11 protein-coding genes are annotated in these 11,884 nt (G+C 69.8%); 7 read left to right on the forward strand and 4 right to left on the reverse strand.

Annotated elements, in window-relative coordinates; genetic code table 11:
* The first annotated feature begins 48 nt into the window (after positions 1 to 48).
* Entirely contained in the window at positions 49 to 978 is a 930-nt protein-coding gene (locus tag H4W80_RS18475) for an aldo/keto reductase (RefSeq protein WP_192786233.1), read from the forward strand.
* Between the two features lie 112 nt (positions 979 to 1,090).
* On the opposite strand, the gene H4W80_RS18480 is transcribed toward H4W80_RS18475, so the two are convergent.
* Entirely contained in the window at positions 1,091 to 1,993 is a 903-nt protein-coding gene (locus H4W80_RS18480; RefSeq protein WP_192786234.1) for a polyprenyl synthetase family protein, read from the reverse strand.
* A 460-nt stretch (positions 1,994 to 2,453) separates the two neighbouring features.
* Between H4W80_RS18480 and H4W80_RS18485 the strand changes: the two genes are divergently transcribed.
* Both H4W80_RS18485 and H4W80_RS18490 read left to right on the forward strand, forming a co-directional pair.
* On the forward strand, positions 2,454 to 3,761 hold the full coding sequence (locus H4W80_RS18485; protein WP_192786235.1) for a cytochrome P450: 1,308 nt from the start codon (positions 2,454 to 2,456) through the stop codon (positions 3,759 to 3,761).
* A complete protein-coding gene (locus H4W80_RS18490; protein ID WP_192786236.1) occupies positions 3,758 to 5,323 on the forward strand; it encodes a prenyltransferase/squalene oxidase repeat-containing protein in 1,566 nt (521 codons plus the stop codon). The genes H4W80_RS18485 and H4W80_RS18490 overlap by 4 nt, the downstream gene beginning before the upstream one ends.
* On the opposite strand, the gene H4W80_RS18495 is transcribed toward H4W80_RS18490, so the two are convergent.
* A complete protein-coding gene (locus tag H4W80_RS18495; RefSeq protein WP_192786237.1) occupies positions 5,320 to 6,306 on the reverse strand; it encodes a terpene synthase family protein in 987 nt (328 codons plus the stop codon). The genes H4W80_RS18490 and H4W80_RS18495 overlap by 4 nt on opposite strands.
* 237 nt (positions 6,307 to 6,543) lie before the next feature.
* Between H4W80_RS18495 and H4W80_RS18500 the strand changes: the two genes are divergently transcribed.
* Genes H4W80_RS18500 through H4W80_RS18515 form a run of 4 tightly spaced genes read left to right on the forward strand, consistent with a single transcriptional unit; the run spans position 6,544 to position 10,256 of the window.
* Positions 6,544 to 8,898, forward strand: coding sequence for a sensor histidine kinase (locus tag H4W80_RS18500; RefSeq protein ID WP_192786238.1), 2,355 nt, complete (start codon positions 6,544 to 6,546; stop codon positions 8,896 to 8,898).
* On the forward strand, positions 8,895 to 9,314 hold the full coding sequence (locus H4W80_RS18505) for a roadblock/LC7 domain-containing protein (protein ID WP_192786239.1): 420 nt from the start codon (positions 8,895 to 8,897) through the stop codon (positions 9,312 to 9,314). Before H4W80_RS18500 ends, H4W80_RS18505 begins: the two co-directional genes overlap by 4 nt.
* The gene (locus H4W80_RS18510) at positions 9,311 to 9,688 is read left to right on the forward strand and encodes a DUF742 domain-containing protein (RefSeq protein WP_192786240.1); all 378 of its coding nucleotides are present in this window, start codon (positions 9,311 to 9,313) and stop codon (positions 9,686 to 9,688) included. The genes H4W80_RS18505 and H4W80_RS18510 overlap by 4 nt, the downstream gene beginning before the upstream one ends.
* Positions 9,669 to 10,256, forward strand: coding sequence for a GTP-binding protein (locus H4W80_RS18515; protein ID WP_192786241.1), 588 nt, complete (start codon positions 9,669 to 9,671; stop codon positions 10,254 to 10,256). Before H4W80_RS18510 ends, H4W80_RS18515 begins: the two co-directional genes overlap by 20 nt.
* 43 nt (positions 10,257 to 10,299) lie before the next feature.
* Here H4W80_RS18515 and pip read toward each other — a convergent pair whose 3' ends face one another.
* Positions 10,300 to 11,232, reverse strand: a complete 933-nt coding sequence (pip, locus tag H4W80_RS18520) for a prolyl aminopeptidase (protein WP_192786242.1) — start codon at positions 11,230 to 11,232, stop codon at positions 10,300 to 10,302.
* A gap of 52 nt (positions 11,233 to 11,284) precedes the next feature.
* Positions 11,285 to 11,833 carry a dihydrofolate reductase family protein gene (locus H4W80_RS18525; protein ID WP_192786243.1) on the reverse strand — a complete coding sequence of 183 codons (549 nt, stop codon included), beginning with the start codon at positions 11,831 to 11,833 and terminating at the stop codon, positions 11,285 to 11,287.
* Between the last annotated feature and the right edge of the window lie 51 nt (positions 11,834 to 11,884).

The following is an 11,884-nucleotide window of genomic DNA, read 5'->3' on the forward strand; positions in this document are numbered from 1 at the left end:
GAGGGGGTGCCATCGGGCCTGCTCAGGGGAGGTGCGGATAATGGCGGAATGAGATCGATAGGCACCACGGAGCTGTCCGTTTTCCCGATATCGCTCGGTACGAATGTCTTCGGCTGGACCGCCGACAAGGAGTCCTCCTTCGCCGTCCTGGACGCGTACGTCGAGGGCGGCGGCAACTTCATCGACACCGCCGACGTCTACCCGTACTGGGCGACCGGCGAGTCCACGTCAGAAATGATCATCGGCGAGTGGATGCACCTGCGCCGCAACCGCGACTCGCTCGTGCTCGCCACCAAGGTCGGCATGCTGGAGGGCCTGACCGGCCTGTCCCCTGCGACGATCCGGACGGCGGTCGAGGACTCGCTGCGCCGGCTGCGCACCGACTACATCGACCTCTACTGGGCCCATGTGGACGATCATGACACGCCTCTGGTGGAGTCGCTGGCGACGTTCGACGCGCTGGTCCACGAGGGCAAGGTCCGGTACGTCGGCGCGTCCAACTACGGCGCGGACCGGCTGGCCGAGGCCCTCAAGACCTCCAGCGACGAGGGGCTGACCCGGTACGTGGCGCTGCAGCAGCAGTACAACCTGGTCGAACGCGGCTACGAGAGCGAGCTGCGGGACGTGGTGGCCCAGGAGGGGCTGTCCAGCACGCCGTACTTCGGGCTGGCGCGCGGCTTCCTGACCGGCAAGTACGCGCCCGGGGTGACGGTCGACAGCCCGCGGGCCGGGATGGCGGCGGAATACCTGCAGAAGGAGCACGGGCGCCGGGCGCTGGAGGCGCTGCTCAAGGTGGCGGCCGAGCAGGAGGTGGCCCCGGCCACGGTGGCGCTGGCCTGGCTCGCCGCCCAGCCGACGATCGCGGCCCCGATCGCCAGCGCCAGGGACGTGACGCAGCTCCAGCCACTGCTGGCCGCCGCCGAGCTGACCCTGACGGAGGAGGAGCTCGCCCTCCTGGACGAGGCCTCCCGAGCCTGACACATAGGACGGGCCGCGCCCGCGCGCCCGCAACGGGCGCGCGTGGTCCACGTGCGGGCGCAGTCCGGGCGCGGGTCTTCAGCGGGCGCGGGTCTTCAGCGGGCGCGGGTCTTTAGCGGGCGCGGTCCGCCAGGGAGACGCACAGGGCGCGCAGGTCGGCGGCGTCCGGCAGGTGCTCGTCCATCACCGCCACCGCCGCCGCGACGTACCGCTCCGCCAGCCCCTGCGCGGCGGCCCGGCCGCCGGCCTCCTCGACGAGGCGGGCGGCGTGGTGGACGGAGTCCTCGTCCGAGACCCCCTCCGCGAGGAGGTCGGAGAGCTCGCGGGCGGCGGGGTGGTCGGCGGCGAGGGCCGCGAGGACGGGAAACGTCTTCTTGTCGCGCCGCAGGTCGGAGTAGACGGGCTTGCCCGTGACGCGCGGCTCGCCCCAGATGCCCAGCATGTCGTCGACGATCTGGAACGCCACCCCCAGATCGCGCCCGGTCTCCCACATGAGGTCGCCGAGCTCGGGGGCGCCGCCCAGGGCCACCCCCGCCGCCGCGGCGGCCGCCAGCAGGCCGCCCGTCTTGCCCGCGACCATCTCGGTGTATTCGGCGATCGTGACCGCGTTGGGCCCGCGCCACGGCCGGTTCTCGAAGGCCATGTCCGCGGTCTGCCCATTGACGAGCTCGATCAGCGCTCTCGACAGGTACGTCATCGCCTCGGGCCGTCCGGCGAGCTGGTTGACGGCCAGGGCCAGGAGGGCGTCGCCGGTCAGGAGCGCCGGGCCGACCCCGTACGCCTTCCAGAGCGCCTCCCGGTGCCGCCGCCGCTCGTCGTGGTCGATGATGTCGTCGTGCGCCAGCGAGAAGGCGTGCACCAGCTCCACCGCCACCGCCGCCGGGAGAGCCGACTCGGCGGTGCCGCCCACGGCCTCGGCGCTGAGCATCGCGATGGCGGGCCGCACGCCCTTGCCACCGTCGCCCTGGTGCGGCCTCCCGTCGGCATCCGACCAGCCCAGCGCGAACGCGGCCATCCGGGCACCCCACGGATGCAGGACCGAGACAGCCTCGCGGAGAGCCGGTTCGAGCAGACCCCGGCAACGGGCCACAGCGCCGCCGCCCGAGGGATGGCTGAGATTCAAACGGTGCTCCTACCCCGGTACGATCTTGAATCTACATGCACGAGCATGTGATAATCCACCCATCGATTGACATTTGTCAGGAAATGTCCACGGCGTGAGACGGACACGGTACGCGATGGAGGAAGCACTCGTGGCAATGGATGCCACCCCCTTCGGCACAGAAGGACCGCAGCCACTCCTCCCAAAATACGACAAAGCGGACAAAATCCTAGTAATCGCGATAAATAGCCGTCTAGCCGGCTCTTAGTCGTCTCTCGCAATTGGATCGAGGATCGCCGCCATGTCGTACGCCACGGAAACCTCAGTGACCACTCCTCAAGTCGTCCCCTTTCATCAAGCCATCCGCCGGTTGGTGAAAGACCCGGTCGCCGAACTGGCCAGGATGGGCACCGAGGCCGCGGGACAGGTCGTCCGGGTCGACCTCGGCCCCTTCCGTCCCTATCTGGTGTCACATCCGGACCATGTCCAGCAGGTACTCACGGCACAGTGGAGCAATTTCACCCGCGACGGCATGTTCTGGCGGCCGGTACGGCGCGTGACCGGCCGGGGCATCCTGCGCGAGGGCGACGAGTGGGTGACCGCCAGAAAGATCCTCCAGCCGCTCTTCACCGCCAGGTACACGGCCAATCTGGCCGAGGACATGGCCGACGCCATCGCCGAGCGCGTCCACGGGCTCGAGGTTCACGCGCAAACGGGCGAGCCGATCGACGCCGCCGACCAGATGACGGCGATCATCAACCAGGCCGTGGTCAAGGTCCTCTTCGGCGGCCGCATCTCGCGTGACACCGCCGAGCGGTTGGCGCCCGAGTTCGCCACCTGTGCCACGTCGATCGCCTTCCGGCTGCTTTTTCCGTTCGTGCCGTACTCGATCAAGGTTCCCGGCGATCGCGCGTACCTGAGAGCCATGAACAACATCGACGAGATCGTCTACCCCCTCATCGAGCAGGCGCGCCGCGAGGGCGCGAGCGAGGGGAAGACCGACCTGATCTCGGTGCTGCTCGCGGCCAGGCTGGGGCCGGACGGCAGAGGCGATATGCGGCAGGTCCGCGACGACCTGGTGAGCATGTACGCCACGGCGACGGAGACCACGGCGACGTCGCTGACCTGGCTGTGGGCTGTGCTGCACGAACATCCCGACGTCAGTGCCCGGCTCCACGAGGAGATCGGCCGCGTGGTGGGGCATGACCCGGCACGGCCGGAGCACGTACCCCGGCTCACCTATCTCAACATGGTCCTGCAGGAGCTGTTACGGCTGTATCCGGCGGGCTGGCTCATCCCCCGCCAGGCGGTGTCGGACACGAAGATCGGCGGCGTCCCGATCAAGGCCGGATCGCAGGTTCTGATCAGCCCGTTCACCACCCACCGTCTGGCGGAGTTCTGGGACCGGCCTCTGGAGTTCGACCCCGGGCGCTGGACCGGTGACGGCGCCACGCCCAGGCACCGCTACGCATTCTTCCCCTTCGGCGCCGGACCCCACTCGTGCCTCGGCCAGAACCTGTTCCGCATCGAGGCCCCGCTGGTCATCGCCAGCCTGCTGAGCAGGTACCGGTTGACGGTGACCAATCCCCAGCCGCTCACCGCCCTGCCGGGAGCCTCGGCGCGGCCGAAAGAACAGATCATGCTGCGGCTGGTGCCGATCGAGCGGAGCACACGGTCATGAGCAACGGAAGCGTCGCCGCCGACGCGACGACGGACGCCGCCGCTCTCGCCTCCGAACTGATCGACAGCCTGATGCTCAGGCCGTGGGGGCAGGTCTCGCCGTCGGTCTACGAGACCGGCCGGGTGGTCGCGCTGGCCCCCTGGCTGACAGGTCACCGGGAGCGGATCGAATACCTGACCGGCACCCAGCGCCAGGACGGGGCATGGGGCGCGCCCGACGGGTACGGTCTCGTGCCGACCTTGAGCGCCACCGAGGCGATCCTCACCGCGCTGGCGCGCCAGGACCCGGACACGGACCCCGATCGCCTCACCCAGGCGGCGGAGCGGGGCCTGCGTCTGCTCGCCACCTGGCTGCGCGAGCCGGTCGACCTGCCCGACATGCCGGCGATCGAGCACATCGTGCCGTCGTTGGTGGCCCTCATCAACCGGCACCTCCAGAACCTGCCGGGCCACGCGCCGCTGCCGCTGCCCGGGGGAATGAGCTACGACGGCCTCCAACGGGTCGTGTCGTGGATCGGATCGGGGAACGAGATCCCGGAGAAGCTGCTCCACGCCCTGGAGGTCGCGGGCGACCACGCCGGCGGGGCGCCCAGCGTCCGTCCGGCGGCCATCGGGACCATCGGGGCGTCACCGGCGGCCACCGCGGCCTGGCTGGGCGGGCGGGAGGCGGACGGGCCGGCCCGCGATCATCTGGAGGCGGTCGTCCGGCGCCATGGCGGCCCCGTGCCCGTCGGGCTCCCCATCACCGTGTTCGAACGGAGCTGGGTGCTGAGCTGGCTCGTCCGCGCGGGCGTGCCCGTCGAGGTGCCGCCGGAGATGGTGGCGGACCTCAGGGCGGCGATCGGACCCGCCGGGACGCCCGCAGGGCCGGGGCTGCCCGCCGACGCCGACACAACCTCCGTGGCGCTGTACGCGCTGGCGCTGCTGGAGGCGCCGTGCGAGCCGGAAAGCCTGTGGCGGTTCCGCTCCGGTGCCCACTTCTCCACCTGGCCGGCGGAGCAGGGCGTCTCCGTCAGCGTCAACGCGCACGTGCTGGACGCTTTCGGCCAGTACGTGGCCTGCAGGCCCGCAGCCGCGCCGCTCTACGAGCAGACGATCCGCGAGGTGTCCGCCTGGGTCCGCGAGCAGCAGCGGGCGGACGGGAGCTGGATGGACAGATGGCACGCCTCGCCCTATTACGCCACGGCCAGCTGCGCCCTGGCACTCGGCTCCTTCGGGGGGGACGCGTCGGACGAGCCGGTGCGCGCCGCGGTCGAGTGGGTGCTGGACACCCAACGGCCGGACGGATCCTGGGGCCGCTGGGACGGCACCGCCGAGGAGACCGCGTACGCGATGCAGTCTCTGCTGCTGACCGCGGGCCGAACGGATCCGCGGCGCCTGCGCGCCGCGGCGGCGGGTGAGGAATACCTGATGCGCTCGGCCGGCAGGGAGCATCCTCCGCTCTGGCACGACAAGGATCTCTACGCGCCGCTCGCCATCACCCGCGCCGCGGTGATCGCCGCAGTGCACCTCAGCCGGCGGGCGCGAGGACGTCCCTGGCCGCCGGGCGGTGCGCCGTTTTAGTCCTTGTACGCGTCCACGTCCCTGGCCAGCTCCTGAACGGTGTACGCATGCGTGTCTCTGGCCATGTACCAGCCGCCGTTGAACGCGACGTTCCTGCGCTGGCCCTCCGCGATGCCCGCCAGCGGTTCGGGCAGCGACGCGAGAGCGGCCAGGAATGCCGCATGGAGCTCCGCGTAGTGCGCGAAGACCCGCTCGACGGCCGCCTTCGTGGGCAGGCCCGCACGCTCCAGGATGAGGACGGAGCTCGGCTTGCCCTCGCGCCTCTCCCGTTCGAATGTCCTGATGTCGTTGACGAGCCGCATGCATGCCGCGCCGAGGGAGGTGACCCGGGCGATCGAGTCCCAGTGCCCGGCGTCGGCGGGAGCGGGGCCGCAGATCGCCAGGGCGGCGGCCCACCAGGTGGGGTAGAGGATGGTGAGGCTGCCGTTGGACACGTACTCGTCGTATGTCGGCCAGGGTTCCTCTCCCGCCGCCCACCTGCGCTCACGCATCATGGCGGCGCCGGCCAGCTCGAGCTGCTCCCGCAGATTCGCCGCGTGCGCCGCGGCACCCTCGTGCCCGCGGAAGCGGGCGCACCACGCCTGCCAGACGCGCAGGCCCTGCCCGAGGGCGTCCTCCTCGCCCGGCCGCGCCGGTGCGCCGGAAACCATCGCGCGAAGCTGCTCGAAGAAAGCAGTGATGTCGTGATGAGACCATTGGCCCGCGATGTTGTCGGCGATGTCGTCGAAGGCGAACAAGATCGTGATCATCGTCCCGAGATCGGCGATCTGGTCCGGGCGTGCCCGTGGGAACGTCGCCGCCGCGGACAAGCAACTGAAGGCCAGCCGACTGGCGGCGCTGTCACCGTCGGCGAGCAGGGCCGGGTACGGGCGCACCAGCCCCGCGGCCTCCGGCACCGCGTCGAGCGCGGTCCGGAGCACGCCGCTCCGGTCGTCGTCGGGGACGCCGGCGAGTTGGTGCGATCCGTGGAGCAGACGATCCACGAGATCGTTACTGATAGTGAAGTAGGCAGGCGGGACAGGGTCGCTCACGTTGGAAGGATATCTACTTTGCGTACATTTGACTAATGTTGTCAAAAACGGGATATTTGTTGGCAAAGTGAATGCTGTTGCTTGAGGGGCACTCTGAGCTGCGCTAAGGTTCCTTGATCGACGGCGCCCGGTATGCCACTGCATGTCCCGGTGGTCAGCACACGAAATGACTTTCACAGGGTAGGTACAATGGGTTTCCGCAATACACGACTGCGGACCAAAGTCACGGCTCTGCTTGTCTCGCTCGCGGCGCTGTGGGCCTTCGCTGCGTGGGTCACCCTTCGCGAGGGCGTCAACCTGCTCTGGGTCTCCCAGCTCGACTCGAGCATCATCTCGCCCAGCGAGCCACTTCTGGTCGAGCTCCAGAAAGAGCGCCGGATCTCGGTCGTCAAGCTGAGCAGCACGGGCCTGCGGTCCCGCAAGGATCTGGAAAGCCAGCGCAAGCAGACGGACCGTCTGCTCGCCACCTTCAAGGAGTCGGCGGCCTCCGGCACAGTCGACCTCGCCCTGGACGACGAGGGAGCCAAGCGGCTCGCCGACGTGCTCCAGAAGCTCACCACTCTGAAGCAGACCCGGCAGGCCATCGACTCGGGCCAGATGAACCGGATCCAGGCGACCGCCACCTATGGCGAGATCATCGACTCCGTCTACAGCCTTTACGGTTCGCTGGCGACTCTCGACGACAAGACCCTCGCCAAGGACATCCGTACGCTCCTCTCCCTGAGCCGGGCGCGCGAGGTGATCACCAGGGAGGACGCGCTCGTCGCCGGCGCACTCGCCGAAGGCCGGCTGACCTCCACGGAACACTCGCAGTTCACGCAGACCGTGGGAGCCTGGCGCGTCCTCGCCGACCAGGCCGCGGCCGAACTCCCCGCCACGGAGAAGGCCGCTTACGACAAGGTGGCCAACGGCCAGTCGTTCACCCGTCTCAGGAGCCTGGAAACCTTGCTGTCTGAGCAGGACCCGAGCACCGAGACCCTGCCGTTCGGCGCCGACCAGTGGAAGACGACCGCCGACCGGGCCTTGAACGACTTCAACAACCTGGTGCTCACCGCGGGCGACCGCCTGGTCGAGCGGGCCACCCCTGTCGCCGTCAACGTGATCATCCGGCTGGTCCTGGCCGGCGGTCTCGGGCTCATCGCGGTCATCGCCTCGGTCATTCTGTCCATCACCACGGCCCGTTCCCTGTTCGCCCAGCTGCAGAAGCTGCGCGACGCCGCGCACGAGCTGTCCGACGACCGGCTGCCCGGCGTCGTCGAGCGCATCGGCCGCGGCGAGGACGTCGACCTGGCCAAGGAGGTGCCCGCGCTGGACTTCGGCGACGACGAGATCGGGCAGGTGGGCCAGGCGTTCAACACCGTCCAGCACACCGCCGTCAGCGTCGCCGCCGAGCAGGCCGAGCTGCGCCGCAGCATCCGCGACATCCTGCTGAGCCTGGCCCGCAGGACGCAGGGCCTGGTCCACCGGCAGCTCACCGTGCTCGACGTCATGGAGCGCCGCGAGACCGACCCCGAGGAGCTGAAGGAGCTCTTCCGGCTCGACCACCTGGCCATCCGCATGCGCCGCAACGCCGAGAACCTGATCGTCCTGTCCGGCTCTGCCCCCGCCCGAACGTGGCGCCGCTCGGTCCCCATGGTGGACGTCGTCCGCGGCGCGCTGGCCGAGGTCGAGGACTACACCCGCGTCACGCTCATGCCCATGGGCGACGTCGTGCTCGTCGGCCGCGCCGTCGGTGACGTCATCCACCTGCTCGCCGAGCTGATCGAGAACGCCGTGTCGTTCTCGCCCCCTTACACGAACGTGCAGGTCAGCGGCCAGCTCGTGGCCAACGGGTACGTGATCGAGATCGAGGACCGGGGCCTGGGCATGAAGCCCGAGGACCTGGACGCCGCGAACGAGCGCATCGCGGACCCGCCCGAGTTCCGCATCACCGGCACCGCCCGGCTGGGCCTGTACGTGGTCAGCCAGCTGGCCAAGCGCCACGAGATCCAGGTGGTGCTCAAGGCGTCGCCGTACGGCGGGACGACGGTCGTGGTGCTGCTGCCGCAGGAGCTCGTACAGCTCGATCCCACGCCCGAGCCGCAGGACGGCGGGCGGCGCGAGCGGCTGCCGCGCAGGACGACGGCGGTGGCCGCGGCGGCCACCGGGGCGTCCACCGCTTCGCGGGCGGCGGCCACCGGGGAGAACGTGCGCGCGCTCAAGCCCACGCGCCCGACCCCCGTCCCGGCCCCGGTCCCCGCGCCGGTCCCCCAGCCTTCCCGCCCGATCACCGCCGTGGAGACACAACCCGAAACGCCGGCCGAACCGGAGCAGAAGCCTGTGACCGAGTTCACGTCGAACGGGCTGCCCCTCCGGGTGCCCCAAGCCAACCTGGCGCCAGCGCTGCGGGACGACACGCCCACGCAGCCCGACTTCGAGGAGGACGATGACGAGCGCTCGCCGGAGGAGATCCGCGCGATGATGGGATCTCTGCAGTCAGGCACCCGTCTTGGCCGCACCGAAGCCGCCAAGATGATGGATGAGCAGTCGGGAGATGAGGCATGACCCCCACCTCCGGCACCGACCTGAACTGGCTGCTCGACGACCTCGTCGGCCGTATCAAGGAGGTCGAGCACGCCATCGTGCTGTCGTCCGACGGCTTGCTGATGGCCTCCTCCGCCGCGTTGCAGCGGACCGACGGAGAGCACCTGTCCGCCGTCGCCTCCGGGCTGCAGAGCCTGGCGAAAGGCGTCTCGGACCACATTTCCGGCGGGCCCGTGCGGCAGACGGTCGTGGAGTGGAAGAACCAGTTCCTCATCGTGACCACGGCGGGCGAGCGCGCCTGCCTGGCCGTCCTGTGCGCGCAGAACGCCGACATCGGGCTGGTCGCGTACGAGATGGCGATGATGGTGGCCCGCGTCGGCCAGTATCTCACCTCGGGCGCCCGCAACGCCGAGGCAGTCGCCAGGAGCGACCGGTGAGAGGCGCGGACGAACCGACGGATGAGCACTGGGTGGATCCGGAGATCATCCGGCCCTACGTGGTCACCCGCGGCCGTACACAGCCCGTGCACGGCCGGTTCGACCTGATCTCCATGGCCCTGGCGGTGGGTCCGCCGCCGGGCCCCGACGCCGGGCTCGACCCGGAGCACCTGCGCATCCTCCAGCTCTGCCGCGAACCGAAGTCGGTCGCCGAGATCGCGGCATACCTCGACCTGCCGGCCGGCACGATCCGGGTGCTGCTCGGCGACCTGTTCGACCGCGAACTCGTCTCTGCCCAGGAACCACAATCCGAGGTGGACATGCACGACATGAAGATGTACAGGGCGGTGCTCGATGGTCTTCGCTCGCTCTGAGCGTCCGCGCCTGCCGACGGCGATCAAGATCCTGATCGCGGGCGGCTTCGGCGCGGGCAAGACGACGATGGTGGGCGCTGTCTCCGAGACCCGGCCGCTGCGCACCGAGGAGGTCCTGACCGACCGCGGGATAGGCGTGGACGACATCTCCTCGGTGGAGGCCAAGCGCACCACCACCGTGGCGATGGACTTCGGCCGGATCACGCTGGGCAACGACTACGTCCTGTACCTGTTCGGCACCCCTGGCCAGGAGCGTTTCTGGTTCGTGTGGGACGAGCTGGCGGAGGGGTCGCTGGGGGCCGTCATCCTGGCGGACACGCGGCGCCTGGCCGACTGCTTCCCGTCGGTCGACTACTTCGAGCGGCGCGGGACGCCGTTCGTGGTGGCCGTCAACTGCTTCGAGGGCTCGCCGACGTTCGAGCTGGACGAGGTACGGCTGGCGCTCCAGCTCAACCCGTCCGTCCCCATCATCATGTGCGACGCCCGCAAGAAGGACTCGAGCCGCGAGGTCCTGATCGCCCTGGTCAAGCACTCGGCCCGGCTCCGCGCCGAGCCGGTCGGCAGCTAGCCCCCGGGAGGCGCCCGTTCGTCAGGGGCGCCTCCCGGGGTTTTCAGCGGAAACGGTCCGTCGCGGCGACCACCTCCGCCACCATGTCCCTGCCGCCGTGTCCATCGCCGCAGACCACGAGCTCGCTGCCGGGCCAGCTCTTGTGGAGCTCCCATGCGGTCTCCAGGGGCCCGCTCACGTCGAGCCTGCCGTGGATCAGCACCCCCGGGATCCCCTTCAGCAGGTGGGCCTGCTCCACGAGGTCGCCCTTCTCCGGCAGGAAGCAGTCATTGCCCCAGTAGTGGGTCACCAGCCGCGCGAACGTCATCCGGAAGACGGGATCCTGGAAGCGCGGGTCCGGCTGGTACTGCGGGTCGAGGCTCACGTGCGTGTCCTCCCAGTCGCACCAGTCGCGGGCGGCCTGCTCGCGCGTGCTCGGGTCGGCCAGGAGCCTGGCGTAGGCCGCGGCCAGGTTCCCGTCGCGGTCCCGCTCCGGCACTGCGTCGCGGAAGCGCTCCCACTCCTGCGGGAAGACCCGTCCCACGTCCCGGGTGATCCATGCGATCTCCTTGCGGCGGCTCGCCGTGACCGCCATCAGGATCACCTCGCTCACCCGTTCGCGGTGCCGCTGCGCGTAGGCCAGGCTCAGGGTCGAGCCCCACGAGGCCCCGACCAGCTGCCACTTCTCGATGCCCAGGTGCGCGCGCAGGAGCTCCATGTCGGCGATGAGGTGCTGGGTGGTGTTGACCGACAGGTCGGTCTCGAGCAGCCCGGCGTTCGGCGTGCTGCGCCCGCACCCCCGCTGGTGGAACAGGACGATCCGGTACGCCTCGGGGTCGTGGAACCGCCGCCAGTTCGCCGACATCTCGCCCCCGGGACCGCCGTGCACGATCACCGCCGGCTTGCCCGCCGGGTTGCCGCTCACCTCCCAGTAGACCTGGTTGTGGTCGCCCACGTCGAGCATGCCCTGGTCGTACGCCTCGATCGGAGAATACATAGGCGCCAAGGTAACGCCCGCCGGGCGGGGGCGTCGGCCGGCGCGGGCGCCGCTAGACGCCCTCGGCCGGGACGTAGGTCAGGTTGAGCACGCCGGTCTCGAACGTCTCCGACTTGACCAGCTTCAGCGCGTGGGTCGGGGTGTCCTCGAACAGCCGCTGTCCATGGCCGACGGCGATCGGGTGGACGAGCAGGTTGAGCTCGTCGAGCAGCCCGTTGGCCAGCAGCCACCGCACGGTCGTCGCGGAGCCGGACATCTGGATGTCGCCGTCGATCTGCTCCTTGAGCTCGCGCAGCTTGGCGGCGACGTCGCCGTCGACGACGGTGGTGTTCTCCCAGTCCGCCTTCTCCAGGGTGCTCGTCACGACGTACTTGGGGAGGGCGTTGAAGGTCGCGGCGATCTCCTTGTCGCTCTCCGCCGACGTCCAGTACGCGGACCACTCGTCGTACAGCTTGCGGCCCATCAGCATCGCGCCCGCGCTCCGCATGCCCGCCTCGACGACGGCGCCCATCTCGTCGTTCCAGTACGGGAAGTGCCACTGGTCGGGCGACTCGACCACGCCGTCGAGGGAGATGAAGAAGCTCGAAATGATCTTGGCCATGGTTCCGTTCCTTCTGTCTTTCAAGGGGTCGCCCGATCGGCGTGCTCAGAG

This window comes from Nonomuraea angiospora, assembly GCF_014873145.1.
In the GTDB taxonomy this organism is placed as follows: domain Bacteria; phylum Actinomycetota; class Actinomycetes; order Streptosporangiales; family Streptosporangiaceae; genus Nonomuraea; species Nonomuraea angiospora.